General features: G+C 60.1%; 17 protein-coding genes. 12 read left to right on the top strand and 5 right to left on the bottom strand.

Features of this window, described 5'->3' with window-relative positions; all coding sequences use genetic code 11:
- Window positions 1–15: 15 nt before the first annotated feature.
- Complete coding sequence (locus tag ACOYQJ_RS13670; RefSeq protein WP_422906588.1) at window positions 16–1,455, bottom strand: aldehyde dehydrogenase family protein; 1,440 nt, start codon at window positions 1,453–1,455, stop codon at window positions 16–18.
- Window positions 1,456–1,634: 179 nt separating this feature from the next.
- Here ACOYQJ_RS13670 and ACOYQJ_RS13665 point away from each other — a divergent pair, with 179 nt between their 5' ends.
- The 6 genes from ACOYQJ_RS13665 (at window position 1,635) to ACOYQJ_RS13640 (ending at window position 6,310) form a co-directional block, all read left to right on the top strand.
- Complete coding sequence (locus ACOYQJ_RS13665; RefSeq protein WP_422906587.1) at window positions 1,635–2,288, top strand: peroxiredoxin; 654 nt, start codon at window positions 1,635–1,637, stop codon at window positions 2,286–2,288.
- Between the two features lie 147 nt (window positions 2,289–2,435).
- Window positions 2,436–3,473, top strand: coding sequence for a succinylglutamate desuccinylase/aspartoacylase family protein (locus tag ACOYQJ_RS13660; protein ID WP_422906586.1), 1,038 nt, complete (start codon window positions 2,436–2,438; stop codon window positions 3,471–3,473).
- 111 nt (window positions 3,474–3,584) lie between these two features.
- The gene (locus ACOYQJ_RS13655; protein ID WP_422906585.1) at window positions 3,585–4,373 is read left to right on the top strand and encodes an exodeoxyribonuclease III; all 789 of its coding nucleotides are present in this window, start codon (window positions 3,585–3,587) and stop codon (window positions 4,371–4,373) included.
- Window positions 4,374–4,550: 177 nt separating this feature from the next.
- On the top strand, window positions 4,551–5,462 hold the full coding sequence (trxA, locus tag ACOYQJ_RS13650; protein WP_422906584.1) for a thioredoxin: 912 nt from the start codon (window positions 4,551–4,553) through the stop codon (window positions 5,460–5,462).
- 27 nt (window positions 5,463–5,489) lie between these two features.
- Entirely contained in the window at window positions 5,490–6,131 is a 642-nt protein-coding gene (locus ACOYQJ_RS13645; protein ID WP_422906583.1) for an LON peptidase substrate-binding domain-containing protein, read from the top strand.
- Window positions 6,128–6,310 carry a Trm112 family protein gene (locus tag ACOYQJ_RS13640; protein WP_422906582.1) on the top strand — a complete coding sequence of 61 codons (183 nt, stop codon included), beginning with the start codon at window positions 6,128–6,130 and terminating at the stop codon, window positions 6,308–6,310. The genes ACOYQJ_RS13645 and ACOYQJ_RS13640 overlap by 4 nt, the downstream gene beginning before the upstream one ends.
- 144 nt (window positions 6,311–6,454) lie before the next feature.
- On the opposite strand, the gene ACOYQJ_RS13635 is transcribed toward ACOYQJ_RS13640, so the two are convergent.
- Window positions 6,455–7,423, bottom strand: a complete 969-nt coding sequence (locus tag ACOYQJ_RS13635; protein ID WP_422906581.1) for a threonine ammonia-lyase — start codon at window positions 7,421–7,423, stop codon at window positions 6,455–6,457.
- 86 nt (window positions 7,424–7,509) lie between these two features.
- On the opposite strand from ACOYQJ_RS13635, the gene ACOYQJ_RS13630 reads away from it, so the two are divergent.
- From ACOYQJ_RS13630 to rpsO, 4 genes are all read left to right on the top strand, one after another.
- Window positions 7,510–8,031, top strand: a complete 522-nt coding sequence (locus tag ACOYQJ_RS13630; protein WP_422906580.1) for a DUF1643 domain-containing protein — start codon at window positions 7,510–7,512, stop codon at window positions 8,029–8,031.
- Window positions 8,018–8,320: a DUF5665 domain-containing protein gene (locus tag ACOYQJ_RS13625; protein ID WP_422906579.1), complete on the top strand. Its 303-nt coding sequence runs from the start codon at window positions 8,018–8,020 to the stop codon at window positions 8,318–8,320. The genes ACOYQJ_RS13630 and ACOYQJ_RS13625 overlap by 14 nt, the downstream gene beginning before the upstream one ends.
- A gap of 77 nt (window positions 8,321–8,397) precedes the next feature.
- Window positions 8,398–9,546, top strand: coding sequence for a calcium-binding protein (locus ACOYQJ_RS13620; protein ID WP_422906578.1), 1,149 nt, complete (start codon window positions 8,398–8,400; stop codon window positions 9,544–9,546).
- 206 nt (window positions 9,547–9,752) lie between these two features.
- Entirely contained in the window at window positions 9,753–10,022 is a 270-nt protein-coding gene (gene rpsO / locus ACOYQJ_RS13615) for a 30S ribosomal protein S15 (RefSeq protein ID WP_422906577.1), read from the top strand.
- Window positions 10,023–10,102: 80 nt separating this feature from the next.
- Here the strand turns inward: rpsO and ACOYQJ_RS13610 are convergent, their stop codons facing one another.
- Window positions 10,103–10,561, bottom strand: coding sequence for a hypothetical protein (locus tag ACOYQJ_RS13610; protein WP_422906576.1), 459 nt, complete (start codon window positions 10,559–10,561; stop codon window positions 10,103–10,105).
- Between the two features lie 65 nt (window positions 10,562–10,626).
- On the bottom strand, window positions 10,627–11,874 hold the full coding sequence (locus ACOYQJ_RS13605) for a cation:proton antiporter (protein ID WP_422906575.1): 1,248 nt from the start codon (window positions 11,872–11,874) through the stop codon (window positions 10,627–10,629).
- Window positions 11,875–12,236: 362 nt separating this feature from the next.
- Between ACOYQJ_RS13605 and pnp the strand changes: the two genes are divergently transcribed.
- On the top strand, window positions 12,237–14,381 hold the full coding sequence (pnp, locus tag ACOYQJ_RS13600) for a polyribonucleotide nucleotidyltransferase (protein WP_422906574.1): 2,145 nt from the start codon (window positions 12,237–12,239) through the stop codon (window positions 14,379–14,381).
- Window positions 14,382–14,625: 244 nt separating this feature from the next.
- The gene (locus tag ACOYQJ_RS13595) at window positions 14,626–14,976 is read left to right on the top strand and encodes a YigZ family protein (protein WP_422906573.1); all 351 of its coding nucleotides are present in this window, start codon (window positions 14,626–14,628) and stop codon (window positions 14,974–14,976) included.
- A 286-nt stretch (window positions 14,977–15,262) separates the two neighbouring features.
- On the opposite strand, the gene ACOYQJ_RS13590 is transcribed toward ACOYQJ_RS13595, so the two are convergent.
- The gene (locus tag ACOYQJ_RS13590) at window positions 15,263–15,949 is read right to left on the bottom strand and encodes a response regulator transcription factor (RefSeq protein WP_422906572.1); all 687 of its coding nucleotides are present in this window, start codon (window positions 15,947–15,949) and stop codon (window positions 15,263–15,265) included.
- Between the last annotated feature and the right edge of the window lie 146 nt (window positions 15,950–16,095).

The raw sequence follows: 16,095 nt of genomic DNA, 5'->3' as shown, positions 1-16,095 counted from the left end.
CCCAGCTTCGGTTTGTCATTCTGCGGCCCAGCCCGAGACAGCCTTGACCTCGACAAAGTCATGGATGCCCCAGCCGCCAGCCTCGCGGCCATTGCCCGAGGCTTTCATCCCACCGAAAGGCGCGCCCGCGCCGCGGGACTCGCCGTTCATTTCAACCATGCCAGAGCGCAATTGCCGCGCAAGACGCACCCGCCGCGCGTCGTCCTGTGATTGAACGTAATTGGTCAGGCCATAGGGCGTGTCATTGGCGATCTGCACGGCCTCTTCTTCGGTATCGAACTTGAGGATCGAGAGGACGGGACCAAAGATTTCCTCGCGCGCGATGGTCATGTTATTGGTGACATCAGCAAAAACCGTGGGGCGCACGTAAAACCCCTTGTTCAATCCCTCAGGGCGGCCAAGTCCGCCTGCGACCAGACGGGCGCCTTCGTCGATGCCCTTCTGGATCAGGTCCTGGATCTTGTTCCATTGGGCTTCGTTCACCACAGGGCCGATGTGGCGGCCTTCTTCGGACGCGGGGCCGACGGTGACTTTCGCCGCCACGGCGGCAGCTTCTTCGACGGCGGCGTCGTAGCGCGGGGCTTCGACCAGCATCCGCGACGGGGCGTTACAGCTTTGGCCAGAGTTGTTCATCATGTGCAGGACGCCGCGTTTGACAGCTTTTTCATCGGCATCGGCAAAGACCAGATTGGCGCCCTTGCCGCCCAGCTCCAAGTGCACGCGCTTGAGCGTATCTGCAGCGGTCTTGGAGATCGCGGTGCCTGCGCGGGTGGATCCGGTGAAGCTGACCATATCCACGTCAGGATGTGCGGAAAGTTGTGATCCGACGCCGGCGCCATCGCCGTTGATCAGGTTGAAGACACCCGGGGGCAAATCGGCGGCGTCCATGATCTCGGCAAAGACTACAGCATCGAGGGGCGATTCCTCGGAGGGTTTCAGCACCATGGTATTGCCCGCCACCAGCGCCGCGCCGACCTTGAGCGTGATCTGGTTCATCGGCCAGTTCCAGGGGGTGATCAACGCGCAGACGCCGACGGCCTCGTGAATGATACGATCGTTCGGGGCGTGATCGCCAAGCGGCGCCTCCCAGGGGAAAGACTTGGCGGCGCGGATGAAGTTCTTGAGGTGGAACAGGCCTGCGCCAACCTGGCTGGTGCGCGACAGGTCCATCGGGGCGCCCATTTCCATGCTCATCGCCTGCGCGAGGTCTTCGCCGCGGGCTTTGTAGGCCTCGTATACGCGCTCCAGCGCCTCGATGCGCTGGGCCGGAGGTGTGGCCATCCAGCCGGGCAGGGCGGCCTTGGCGGCGGCCACGGCGGCATTGGTGTCCGCTTCGCCGCCCAGCGAGATCACTGCGCAGGGCTCTTCGGTCGAAGGGTCGATGACGTTATGGTCTGCGCCTGCAATTGGGTTGACCCAAGCGCCATTGATGTAGAATTGTTTCTTCTCGATCATGATGTGCCTCCCATTGGCGATCGGATGGATTCGCAATCCCGACCAAACGGTCGGTCTTTTGCGGCACTCTGTCACCCACAGCAATGAGGTGCAAGTGAGGGCTTTACATCACCAGTTTAGAATATATCTAAACAGGGTAAGTTCAAATCCGAGCGAAAAACACAGGAAAGGATTTTTCCATGGCTCTGCGTATTAACCAAGAAATCCCCAATCTCACCGTGCCCACCGATATGGGCGAGATCACTTTGCACGACTGGATTGGCGACAGCTGGGCGATCCTGTTCTCGCACCCCAAGGACTTCACCCCGGTGTGCACCACCGAATTCGGCGCCGTGGCGCAGTTGGCGGATGAATGGGCCAAGCGCAACACCAAGGTCATGGGGATCTCGGTTGATGGCGTGGCCGAGCACACGGCCTGGAAAGGCGACATTGAAAAAACGTCGGGCGCAGCTGCAGGTTTCCCGATTGTCGCTGACGAAGACCTGACCGTTTCCAAGGCGCTGGATATGCTGCCCGCCGATGCCTATCTGCCCGACGGCCGCACCCCTGCCGACAGCGCCACGGTGCGCTCGGTCTTTATCATCGCGCCGAACAAGAAGGTGCAGTTGATGATGACCTACCCGATGTCCGTTGGCCGCAACTTTGCCGAGGTGCTGCGCGCGCTCGACGGTTTGCAGCGCACCTACGAACAGCCTCTGGCGACCCCGGCCAACTGGGAAGTGGGTCAGGACGTGATCGTCGCCATGTCCTTGAACGACGAACAAGCCAAGGAAAAATTCGGCGAGCTGGATATCAAGCTGCCCTACCTGCGCTTTGCCAAGAACCCGAAGTGATCATCGACACGAATGCCCTTTGAAGGGGAAAGCAGGCGCCTTCGGGCGCCTGTTTTGTGTCCGCACAGTCATGATTTGCGCCCGGGCGGCCTTGCAGTGCCGGGGCAGTTGGTTTCCTAATGGCATGAAATATAAGGAACCCAACCCATGCGCGATGCTTTCCTGATCGGGTCCGAAACGATTGCTCCCGGCACCCGCCAGACGGTTGAGCTGCCGGTTTCGGTGATGTCCGACCACACGCCTGTCACCATGTCGGCGCATGTGGTGCACGGAAAACGCCCGGGGCCGGTGATGTTCGTTTCGGCGGCCATACATGGAGACGAGGTAATCGGCGTCGAGATCGTTCGCCGCCTTCTGCGTGCCGCGCCGGTGCAGCGCTTGTCCGGCACCTTGATCGCGGTGCCCATCGTCAACGCCTTTGGCTTTCTCAACCAGTCGCGGTATCTTCCCGACCGCCGGGATTTGAACCGGGTGTTTCCGGGTCATCCCTTTGGCTCGCTCGCGGCGCGCCTTGCGGATCTGTTCATGACGGAAGTGGTGCTGCGCAGTGACGTGGGGATTGACTTGCACTCGGCTGCCGTAGGCCGCGAAAATCTGCCGCAATTGCGCCTGACGCCCAAGAACCCGCGTCTGACCGAATTGGGCAAGGCCTTTGCCGCCCCGGTCACGCTGATGTCGAAAACCCGCGATGGCTCGCTCCGGCTTGAAGCGGAAAAGGCGGGGGTCGACGTGCTGCTTTACGAAGCGGGCGAGGGTCTGCGCTTTGACGAATTCGCGGCGCGGGCCGGGGTCGCAGGGATTTTGCGTGTCATGGCCAGCCTTGGCATGATCACCTCGCGCGGGGTGCCCAAGCCGCGGGCCCACGGTGTCCTGTGCGATGGCTCTGGCTGGGTGCGGGCCCCGTCCGGCGGGCTGCTGCGGACGCTGAAGGCCAGTGGCGACTGGGTCGAACCGGGCTCGGTGCTGGGGGTGGTGTCTGATCCGTTCGGAGAGCGCGAGGCCGAAGTGCTGGCCGAAAAACCTGGGATCGTCGTCGGGCGGACGAACCTGCCCGTCGTCAACGAGGGCGACGCCTTGTTTCACATCGCAGAGCCCAAGCAACTCAAGGCGGCCGAAGCGGCGGCGGGCGACTTCGATGCCCACCCCGAGGTTGCCCCGCTTTATGACGAGGACGAGATTATCTGACGCAACGTGGCGTGCTGAAACCAAGCCCGTACCAACTTGCGCCGTGATCGGTGGTTGCACCTTCGCGGCGGGCTTGGCACTGTCGCGCGGCTGCAACTCAGGAGTCGCCACATGCCTTTCACCCTTGCCACATGGAACATCAACTCGGTCCGTTTGCGGGCGCCTTTGGTCGAAAAGCTGCTGCGCGAAGAGGGGCCGGATGTGCTGTGCCTGCAAGAGTGCAAGAGCCCGGTCGACAAGATCCCCTTGGAGGGGTTTCAGGCGTTGGGCTATACCCACATGGTTGCGCGCGGGCAAAAGGGCTATAACGGCGTGGCGATCCTGTCAAAACTGCCGATCGAAGACGTTGGGGACAAGGATTTCGCCGCTTTGGGCCACGCGCGGCATGTGGCCGGACGGCTGTCGAATGGCGTGACCATCCACAATTTCTATGTGCCAGCGGGCGGCGACAAACCGGACCGCGCGGTGAATGAGAAATTTGGTCAAAAGCTGGATTACTTGTCCGAGATGCGCGACTGGTTTCATGCGGAAGCGCCGGAAAAGGCTGTTCTTGTCGGGGACCTGAACATCGCCCCGCTGGAAGAGGATGTCTGGGACCACAAGAAGATGCTCAAGGTCGTCAGCCATACTCCGATCGAAGTCGAGGCTTTGGGTGCGGCGCAAGACGCGGGCAAATGGGTCGATGTGACGCGCAAGGATGTGCCCGAGGGCAAGCTCTACTCGTGGTGGTCATACCGCGCGCGCGACTGGGACGAGGCGGACAAGGGCCGGCGGCTTGATCACGTCTGGGCGACGCCGGATATCGCCAACGCGGCGCATTCCAGCCGTGTTCTGCGCGCCGCGCGTGGTTGGGAACAGCCCAGCGATCACGCTCCGGTTTTCGCGACGTTCGACCTGTAAGACAGCCCGGATAGCCCGTCCAAAGGCGTGACCTTGGCGCAGACGGATCGTGTTCCCAAGGCTATTGGCGTCAGAGGATTGGATTGTTCGGCGCCTTTGAATGATGGCGTGCACTTGCATCCCGGCCCCCTCTGCGCCATCTAAGCCCCTAAGGAAACCGCAACGGCGGAGGCGGAAATGCTGGAATTAGGTACAGGGCAGACATCGACAGGTGATCTGGTCAAGGACATCACCGAGGCAGAGTTCATGGCCGAGGTTGTCGAGGCCTCGCAAACGACGCCGATTATCGTGGACTTCTGGGCGCCTTGGTGTGGCCCCTGCAAGACGCTCGGCCCGGCCCTTGAGGCCGCCGTCACCGAGGCACGCGGTGCGGTGCGGATGGTCAAGGTCAACGTCGATGAGGCGCAGATGATCGCCGGCCAGATGCAGATCCAGTCGATCCCCACGGTCTATGCCTTCTGGAAAGGCCAGCCGGTTGACGGCTTTCAAGGCGCATTGCCCGGCTCGGAACTGAAAAATTTCATTGCTCGCGTGGTTCAGGCCTCGGGGGGCGATGCCTCCGGCGGGTTGGACGAGGCGATCGAAGCCGCCGAAGAGATGCTGGAACAGGGCGCGGCGGTGGACGCAGCGCAGACTTTCGCGGCGATCCTGGGCGAAGATCCCAACAACGCCCGCGCTTATGGCGGGCTGGTTCAAGCGCATATTGCGATGGACGATCTCGATCAGGCCGAAGCCATCCTGAACGGCGCCCCGGCAGAAATCTCCAAGGCGCCGGAACTCGAGGCCGCCCACGCCAAACTGGAACTGGCAAAACAGGCCGCCGATGCAGGTCCGATCAGCGATCTGCAGGCCTTGGTCGAAGCCGAGCCGGAAAATCTTCAGGCGCGCTTTGACCTCGCTCAGGCGATGTACGCAGCCGGTGATGCGCAGGGCGCGGTGGATCAGTTGCTGGACCTCTTCCGAAAGGACCGTGAATGGAATGACGGCGCGGCCAAGGCTCAGCTGTTTACTATTTTCGAGGCGCTGAAGGCCAACGATCCTGTCGTGCTGAACGGGCGGCGCAAACTAAGCTCGATGATATTTGCCTGAGGACACCTGCGGGCTAGATCGAAAGTCATGAAAACGATGACCGATCTGCCGGGTGTGATCCCGGTGTTCCCACTGCCCGGGGCGCTGCTCTTGCCGCGCGCACGGCTGCCACTGCATATCTTCGAGCCGCGCTATCTTGCGATGCTCGAAGATAGTCTGAAAACCGACACACGGCTGATCGGCATGGTCCAGCCAAACGAAATGCCAGGCCGCAACGGGACGGGGCTCCACCTGATCGGTTGCGCCGGCCGAGTGACGCAGTTTTCGGAAACCGAGGATGGGCGTTACATGATCACTCTGTCGGGGGTTTCCAGATTCCGCGTGCTTCGCGAAGTTCAGGGCTTTACCCCCTACAGACGCTGCGAAGTCAGCTGGGAAGGGTTCGAGCGGGACCGCGATGACGCGGAACAGGACAAAAGCTTCGACCGCGACCGGTTCATGTCTCTGCTGGAGCGTTATTTTACCGCGCGCGATCTGTCAGCCGATTGGCAGACCCTTCAGGACGCCGAGGACGAATTGCTAGTCAATTCTTTGTCCATGCTGCTGGATTTCTCCCCCGAGGACAAACAAGCGCTGCTCGAAGCGCCATCTCTGGGAACCCGGCGGGAAACACTCGTCACACTGATCGAATATACCCTGAGAGGGGGAGAAAAGGACGTAATGCAATGAGCGATAAAGCCTTTGACCGGCGCATGCTTGAATCTTTGGTCTGCCCGGTCACGCAGAGCAGTCTGGACTATAACGCCGAGCGGCAAGAGCTGGTCAGTCGCGCTGCAGGACTGGCCTTTCCGATCCGCGATGGCATTCCCGTCATGCTGGTTGATGAAGCCCGCAATCTGAACATCTGAGAAAGCCGCCTGACGCTTCATTGGTCCCAAAATATCCCGGGGGAGCGCGCAGCGCGGGGGCAGCGCCCCCTGTCCCGCGCCCAAAGCCGCAGGCGTCGGGCGCGATCAACTGAGCATGGCCGCAGGCCGTGCCCCTCTGGATTACTACACCAACGCCAATGCCCGCGCAAAAACGGCAGCGTCCACATTGCCGCCAGAAATCGTCGCAATCACCGTGTCGCCTTCAAGCTCGGATCCGTGGAATAAAGCGCCGGCAAGCGCCACGGCGCCGCCCGGTTCAGCCACAACTTTCAGGTGACGAAAGGCCAGCGCCATGGCGCGCAGTACCTCGTCGTCGTTGACAACCACGCCCGGGCCACACAGGCGCGATGTGATCGGAAAGGTCAAATCGCCGGGCCTTGGCGTCAGGATCGCGTCGCAAAGCCCACCTGCCTCTTGCGCGTTGCTCAGTTGCTTGCCAGCGCGCAGCGACCTAGCGGTGTCATCGAACCCCTCTGGCTCTGCCGGATGGACGCGCATTCCGGGCGCGCGCGCTTCAAGGGCAAGGGCGATCCCGGCGGTCAGGCCGCCGCCGCCGCAGCACACCAGCACGTCGGCTTGCGTGATGCCCATGCGGGCAGCCTGTTCAGCGATTTCCAACCCGCAAGTCCCCTGCCCGGCGATCACTTCGGGCTCATCATAAGGTTTGATCAAGGTCAGCCCGCGTTCGTCCGACAGCCGCTCTCCAATCTCTTCCCGCGACTCGACACCGCGATCATAAAGCACCACTTCGGCCCCGAGCGCCCGCGTGCCTTCGATCTTGGAGGCCGGGGCGTCCGAGGGCATGATGATCACAGCCGGGGCGTTGTGGGCGCGGGCGGCCATGGCAACGCCTTGCGCATGATTGCCCGAGGAATAGGCAATAACCCCCTTGGCACAAGCCTCTGGAGACAATGCGGAAACCGCCGCCCATCCCCCGCGGAACTTGAAGCTGCCGGTGTGTTGCAGGCATTCGGGTTTGACCAGCACTCGCCGCCCGGCGATTTCGTCCAGCGCGGGGGCGCTCAGCAATGGCGTGCGGCGCGCATGCCCCTTCAGGCGTTCGGCGGCGGCCTCGATCCTTGCGATGTCCATGCGCTGTCCCTTTCCGCGATGCTGCTCGAAGAGGGCGTCAAATTGCCGGGCTTGTCAACGGCTTGCAGCTCCGGCACCTTGCGCCCATGATCGAACGACAGGCGGATCAGGATGGACAGTCCAGCGTGGCGCTCTTCTCGCCCTGCGGCAGCTATCGCTACGGCTTGACCCGTATTTGGGATGTAGCGTTGCCAAGCGTTCTGTTTGTCATGTTGAACCCATCCACGGCTGATGAGTTGCGCAATGATCCGACGATCGAGCGGTGCCAACGCCGAGCCCGAATGCTGAACTGTGGAACGCTGATGATTGCCAACCTTTTTGCCTATCGCGCGACACGCCCGCAGGATCTGAAGCAGATCGATGATCCCGAAGGCCCGGAAAACACCACGCTGTTGGAAGCATGGTCCGGAGCGGCGGACATGACAATAGCGGCTTGGGGGGTGCATGGCGCATACCGGGGGCAGGCGGCCCGCGTGGCGCCTCGTTTGCGCGGTGATGTAAGGCATCTTGGCCTGACAAATGCTGGTCATCCGCGCCATCCGCTTTACGTGCCTTATGCGACACTGCCACAAGACTGGCCTAAGGAGGCACGATATGCAGGTTCCTGAACCGAACCGCTCGGAGCAATTGCACGGCGATTTGAACAGGCTCGCAGATGAAGTGGCGCGGCTGAACAACCACCGCTTCATCAAGGTCCAGAACTCGCTTTACCGGCTGGTTGCCTTTCAATTCATCCGCGGCTTGGCTTTTGGCCTTGGCACGGTGGTCGGCGCCTCGGCGCTGGTGTCGGTGATTGTGTTGTTGCTCAGCCAGGTGGCCTTTGTCCCGATCCTTGGTGATCTTGCCAGCCAGATCATCGAAGAGATCCAGCCGCCGGAGGCGGAAACCACTCGTTAACCCTGTCGCGGGAATTCCGTTGATCGCCTCACGACGATCGGGGATACTGGACATGGTGGATTGCGGGGATTCCGACCATGTTTTTTCTTGCTGGTTTGATGGGTATGATGGTGCTGGGGTCCGTGGCCTTTATCAGCACACCGGTCGCCGAAGAAAGCCTGCCCGATTCCCCGTCTGATGCGCCCACTGGCGGCGATCAGGTCGAAGATGACGTCACCGACGGCACTGGTATTCTGGATTTCGCCATAGACGGCGAAGAGGCGCAGTTGTCGCAGGCTGAGCCTGTCGATGAGCCTGTCGTCATGACAGCGGATGTCGGGATGGAGCAGGATGCTGGCTCATCCGAGATGGAAGAAAATACCCAAAGCGCGATGACGTCGCTCTTCGGTCAAATGGGTCTGATCAACATGCCCGGCCTGATTGAAGAGGGCGGCGAAGGCGACGACGACATGACCGGCTCAGACGCGACCGACCTTCTGGGTGGCGGTGATGGCAACGATCTGATCGACGGCGGTGCTTCGGACGACGAATTGCAGGGCGGCGATGGGGCTGACACGCTGCTCGGGGGTTCCGAGAACGACACGCTGCACGGTGGCGCCGGAGAGGACGTGATGTCCGGCGGCGCAGGTGAGGACGACCTGTTTGGCCATGACGGCGACGACCAAATGGCTGGCGACGCCGGTGATGATGAGCTTTGGGGCGGACTGGGCGACGATTCGATGGACGGTGGCGATGGGGCCGATGCCCTTCTTGGCCGTGAAGGCGGGGATACTCTGGACGGCGGTTTAGGTTCGGACACGCTTTTTGGCGGTTGGGATGATGATCTGTTGAACGGGGTCGAACGCGATGAGGCCGGCCATGACACCGACGATAGTGACTACCTGAATGGCGGCGACGGGGATGATACCCTCATGATCGGCGAGGGTGATTTTGCCTCGGGGGGCAATGGCGCGGATGTGTTGGTGCTGGGCGATTGGATCGTCGATGAGGCCGCCCAGTTGTTGGATTTCGACGCGACCGAAGATCAGATTGTCATCGTTTATGACGACAGCGACCTTGAGGCTGATCCCGATCTGGAATTGCGTGTCAGCGACGATGATCCCGCAATTTCAGAGATTGTGGTCAACGGCACGGTGCTTGGCACTCTGTCTACGGCAAGCGCGCCCTCGGTTGAGGCGATCATGCTGGTGGGCGAAAGCGCGGCCAGCGCCTTGGCGGTTGGCTGACTCCAGACACGGGCGAGGCACATTTTCCATAAAACTGTGCAGGTCAGCTGCTTTGGTGCGCAACCTTGTAAACTATGGCCTTCCCAAGCCGAAGTGAATCGTCTATGAGCGCGCATCCGTCCCCATGGGGCGGTGTTTCTCCATGGGCCTTGCTGGACGACATCCCGGCTTGTGCCATAACCCTTAAAATCCGAAAGGAGATCCCGATGTCGATCACGCCCGAAGAAAAGACCCGCCTGATGAAGGAATTCGCAACCAAAGAAGGCGACACCGGTTCGCCCGAAGTACAGGTTGCCATTCTGACCTCGCGCATCTCGACTCTGACTGAGCATTTCAAGACCCACAAGAAGGACAACCACTCGCGTCGTGGCCTTCTCAAGCTGGTTGCTCTGCGTCGTAAGTTGCTGGACTACACCAAAGCCAAGGATGAGGCCCGTTATCAGGACCTGATCAAGCGCCTCGGCATCCGCCGCTAAAGACTGGCGGGACTGTCCCGCCGGATCAACGGTTTCAGACGCCCGTTCCGAAAGGAGCGGGCGTTTTCCTTTCGGATGCGTCAGGATTCAATGTCCAGATCGGTCAAGACACCTTCAACGGTCATGCGCGCGCTGAGAAGGTGGTCCACGTCAAAGTGGACAAAGTTGAAATCAAGCGAGAGCGTTTCCTGATCCGTGGCCCAGATCGTCGAAAGGCGCAGACAGTCCCAGACATCGCTGGCCGTCACCTGCTCGGGCGTCTTTCCCTGCATCTGCTTGGCCCACGCATCGGGCAGTTCCGTTGCCAACCACGCAGGGACAAAGCCTGCGATCTCTTCGAATTCCGCCACGAAGCGTGTCTTGATGGCCGCGACGTGTCTGGGCAATGCATCAAGGAAAGCGGCCAGCCGCGATAAGGTGTCTGGTGTCAGGTCCATCTCGCTCATATCCAGCGTGACCGGCGCGCTAAGCGGGCCTTTCGCCGGAAGTATGGCATCGCCGTCGTCGAAGATGATCTTGCCAAATGTCTGGGTCTGCACGTCTTTTTCCCTTCTCCACGCATTGGCAGAACAACGCCTGCCCATTTACTGTTGCCATTGAAAATCTAAACCAGATCAGGCTCGCGCCCGACGCGGTTGGCCAGCTGTGCCACAGTCAAACCCTGCACGATGATCGAGAAAACGACGATCACATAAGTCATCGTCAGGATCAGCGGTTTCCATTCGCTGTCTGGCAAGGTCAGGGCCAGCGCGACCGAGATCCCGCCCTTGAGGCCGCCCCAGGTCATGATCGACACGACCCCGGGTGCAAAGGTCTGAAACGGTTTGAGCATGAAAACCGGGACGGCAACGGCGACAAGGCGTCCGACCAGCGCCAGAGCGATGGACAGGACCGAGGTGACCAGCAGGCTCGTGTCGAAGGCTACGGCAAAAACCTCGAACCCGATCAGCAGGAAAAGGACCGCGTTCAGAATCTCGTCAATCAGCATCCAGAAGGCTTCGACGTATTTCCGGGTCTCCGCGCTCATCCCGTGTTTGGCGCCAACGTCGCCGATCAACAGGCCTGCACAAACCGCCATGATGGGCGCCGAAACATGCAGGGCGATGGCCAATTCATAGCCGCCAAAAGCAAGGCCAAGGGTCAGCAGAACCTCGAGCGAGGGGTCATCGATCCGCCGCATGACACGGAACACGAGCCAGCCCAACACCACACCAAGCACCGCACCGCCAAGCGCCTCTTGGGTGAACAGGCGCAAGGCCCCGGCTAAACCGCTGCCATGGGCGTCACCATGCGGAAAGGCCATGCCCAGAAGCACGAGAAAGACCACATATCCAACGCCATCGTTGAACAGACTTTCGCCGGCAATCTGGGTTTCAAGGGATTTCCTGAGATTGGCTTCGCGCAGCACGCCCAGCACGGCCACCGGATCGGTCGGCGATATCAGCGCGCCGAACAACAGTGCGATGAGGATCGGCGCTCCGGTCAGCCAGTGAAAGCCGATGCCGATAACGGCGGTGGACAGGGCGACGCCGACGGTGGCCATCACCAACACTACCGGCCAGACCGCCCGCAGGTCCGAGATTTTGACGTGCAGCGCCCCGGCGAACAGCAGCAGGCCCAGCATCCCTTCAAGCAGTGCGTCGGAAAAATCGATGTCCAGGATCACCGCGCGAATACCGCTGGCGATCTGGACCGAAGGAAACGCCATATCCGCCAAGAGAGCCGCCAGAGAGGTCAGCAAGGCGACCACAAGAATGCCGATCGCAGAGGGCAGTTTCAGGAACAGATAGTTGATGGCCCCAAAGGCGCCAGCCAGGACGATAAGCAGCGAGGTGATCTGAAGAATGTTCATATGGTACAATCCACGTCTGATTTGCATTGTGCTTTACCATGCGGGCACGGCATGTCGCTGGAAAAACAGGAAAATGCGTCAATCTTGCCTGCGGGCACTCTTGCGAAGTGAGCAAGATCCGGCAAATGCCCGCACCGAGGCCCGAAAAGTGGGATTATTTCCGCTGAAAACACTGCAGTGTAGGGCTGCGCGCTGTTTCATTGCTTTCCAAAGGGGTGAAAAACATGTATGGGCCACCCACATCTGAGACGTGACGCACTGGCCCCGGCGCATGGAATGATGAAGGGGTCGGCGGCAATGGGGCCGCCAATCAAACGGGAGACCCGGCAGGGGCCGGGAGCGCTCCCACATAGGATAGACGTATGTTCAAAGAAACGAAGAAGTCGATGCAGTGGGGCGAAGAGACGCTCACACTGGAAACGGGCAAGATTGCCCGTCAGGCCGACGGTACTGTGATCGCCACTCTGGGCGAAACCTCGGTCATGGCGAACGTGACGTTCGCCAAGGAACCGCGCGAAGGGCAGGATTTCTTTCCGCTGACGGTTCACTACCAGGAAAAATACTATGCCGCCGGTAAAGTGCCGGGCGGTTTCTTCAAGCGCGAAGCGCGCCCGACCGAAAAAGAGACGCTGACCGCGCGTCTGATCGACCGTCCGATCCGCCCGCTGTTTGTCCCCGGCTTCAAGAACGAAGTTCTGGTGATGTGTACGGTGTTGAGCCACGATCTGGTCAATGACCCCGACATCGTTGCGATGATCGCCGCCTCGGCTGCGCTGACCATTTCCGGCGCACCGTTCCGTGGCCCGATCGCCGGTGCCCGCGTTGGTTTCGAGGATGGCGAATACGTCCTGAACCCGACCGTCGACGACATGCACATGCTGCGCGACAACCCCGAGCAGCGTCTGGACCTGGTTGTTGCCGGTACCAAAGATGCCGTGATGATGGTCGAATCCGAAGCTTACGAGCTGACCGAAGAGGAAATGCTGGGCGCCGTGATGTTCGCCCACGAGCAGATCCAGCCGGTCGTCGACCTGATCATCGATCTGGCTGAAGATTGCGCGAAAGAGCCGTTCGACTTCCAGGCGCCGGATTATGCCGACCTGTATGAAGCGGTCAAAGCCGCTGGCGAAGAGGCCATGCGCTCCGCTTACGCGATCAGCGACAAACAGCAGCGTGTAGCCGCCGTTTCTGCCGCCAAGGACAGCATCAAAGCCGCTCTGAACGAAGAGCAGCTTGCCGATGCCAACCTCGGCTCGGCCTTGAAAAAGCTGGAGTCGGTTGTTCTGCGCGGTGACGTGGTCAAGAACAAGCGTCGCATCGACGGCCGCGCGCTGGATCAGATCCGCGCCATCGAGTCGGAAACCGGCCTTTTGCCGCGGACCCACGGTTCGGCTCTGTTCACCCGTGGTGAAACGCAGGCGCTGGTCGTGACCACGCTGGGCACCGGTGATGACGAACAGTTCATCGACGCGCTGCATGGCAACTTCAAATCCAACTTCATGCTGCACTACAACTTCCCGCCCTATTCGGTTGGCGAAGTTGGCCGCGTGAGTGGCCCGGGCCGCCGCGAAATCGGTCACGGCAAACTGGCATGGCGCGCCCTTCAGGCCGTTCTGCCCGCCGCGACGGATTTCCCCTACACGCTGCGTCTGGTGTCTGAAATCACCGAGTCCAACGGCTCGTCCTCGATGGCGTCGGTCTGTGGCGGCTCGCTGTCCATGATGGACGCCGGTGTTCCGCTGAAAGCGCCGGTTGCCGGTGTGGCCATGGGCCTCGTGCTGGAAGACGATGGCGATTACGCGATCCTGTCCGACATCCTTGGCGACGAGGATCACCTCGGCGACATGGACTTCAAAGTGGCAGGCACCGAAAAGGGCATCACGTCCCTGCAGATGGACATCAAGGTCGCAGGCATCACGCCCGAGATCATGAAAACCGCTCTGGCTCAGGCCAAAGAGGGCCGTCTGCACATTCTCGGCGAGATGAACAAGGCGCTGTCCAGCGCTGGTGAGTTCAGCGTGCACGCCCCGCGCATCGAGACCATGCAGATCCCGACCGACAAGATCCGTGAAGTGATCGGCTCGGGCGGCAAGGTCATCCGCGAGATCGTGGAAGTGTCCGGCGCGAAGGTCGACATCAATGACGAAGGCATCATCAAGATTGCATCGCCCAACGGCGAGGCCATCAAAAAGGCCTACGACATGATCTATTCGATCGTGGCTGAGCCGGAAGAAGGCAAGGTTTACGACGGCAAGGTTGTGAAGATCGTCGATTTCGGCGCCTTCGTGAACTTCTTTGGCAAGCGTGACGGCCTTGTGCACGTCAGCCAGATCGAAAACCGCCGCCTGAACCATCCGTCGGACGTTCTGAAAGAAGGCCAGGACGTGAAGGTCAAGCTTCTGGGCTTTGACGATCGCGGCAAGGTGCGCCTGTCGATGAAAGTCGTCGATCAAGAAACCGGGGAAGAAATCGTTCCCGAGAACAAGACCAAGGAAGAAGACGCGTAAGTCTCATTCCCTGACTATACCAATGGGCGCCTTTCGGGGCGCCCTTTTTTTGTAAACAATAGGGCATTCCTTACTGGGAAGTTTAGCTATTATTTACCCTTTGCCGTCAAAGTTGATGTCGTCAAAAGGCACGTACTGGTAACGGACTCTGCGTTTACTCACGGGATGCGTCCGAGGGCCCTGGCGGGGATGCCAGGGCCCATTTTCATTGTCCTTTCCGGTTGGCGCGGATAGGCCAAGTCCTATGCTTGTTCTGGAAAACATCATCTCGGATCGTGGGTCGCGTTATGCGGTCTCTGGCGGTTCATGCCAAAGTGAAGCCGAGGCCCGCGCCTTTCTCAAAGAGCTGAAACGCCGCAAGAAATTTGCCAAGGCAACCCATAACACCTGGGCCTGCCTGACGGACACTGCGCCGCTCAAGAACGACGATGGGGAAAGCGGCGCCGGTATGGTGATCCTGCGCATGCTGGAACGCGAAGACCTGCGCAATCACATCATCGTTGTCACCCGATGGTATGGCGGGAAACATCTTGGTGGGGACCGCTTTCGCCATGTTCAGGATGCAGTGCGCCACTACATGGACCAAGCACAATAAGCGTCGGTTTCATTGGTCCATAAATATCCCGGAGCGCGAGGCAGAGCCTCGCATCAAAACCAAACCTGTGCGCCGTAGGCGCTCAATTGGATCATGTTGGGCAAAAAAAGACCCGGGACAAGCCCGGGCCCAGTCCAACAGGGAGGTGCATGCGATAACCCGCACATGCAACGGGTAATTGAATTTATCGAAACCAATCTAAACGTTAGCGTGCAATGCAACTTTGATCTGCGTCAAGGTAACCTTTTACAAACGTGCATCTTTTGGGCCCATTAGAAACAAAAAGTTACGAAACAAGCCGATATCCCCCGGATTCCGTGACCAGAAGCGACGCATTCGAAGGGTTCGGCTCAATCTTTTGCCGCAACCTATAGATGTGCGTCTCAAGCGTGTGCGTGGTGACACCCGCGTTATAACCCCAAACCTCGTGCAGCAGCGTGTCGCGCGGAACCACGCCTTCGGTGGCCCGATACAGGAACTTGAGGATGTTGGTTTCCTTCTCGGTCAGGCGGATTTTGCGGTCATCTTCGGTCACCAGCATCTTCATCGCTGGCTTGAAGGTATAGGGACCAACCGTGAACACGGCGTCTTCGCTTTGCTCGTGCTGGCGCAGCTGGGCGCGGATCCGGGCCAGCAGCACCGGGAATTTGAATGGCTTGGTGACATAGTCATTGGCCCCGGCGTCCAGGCCAAGAATGGTATCGGCATCGCTGTCATGGCCGGTCAGCATGATGATCGGGGCCTTGACGCCTTGCTTGCGCATAAGGCGGCACAACTCGCGCCCGTCGGTATCAGGCAGGCCAACATCAAGGATCACCAGATCGTAGTTCTGTTCCTTGGCGCGGGTCATCGCGCCTGCGCCGTTCTCGGCTTCGAAGACTTCGAAGTCCTCAGTCATGATCAACTGCTCGGCAAGCGCCTCGCGCAGATCGTCGTCATCGTCCACGAGGAGAATGTTTTTCAGCTGTGCCATATCATTGGTCTCCATCTTGCCTTTCCAAGCAGATGTGGACATCTTGCCGGACCGACAAGGATTGCTGCAAGCGTTTCACGGCCTCGTGTATGAGGTGGGGGAATGTTACAGAAATACCGGCCTAATGTTACACTTATGGAGCGCCC

It is taken from the genome of Pacificoceanicola algae (genome assembly GCF_049341065.1).
Classification (GTDB): domain Bacteria; phylum Pseudomonadota; class Alphaproteobacteria; order Rhodobacterales; family Rhodobacteraceae; genus Pacificoceanicola.
This window is presented reverse-complemented; position numbering and strand designations above follow the sequence as displayed.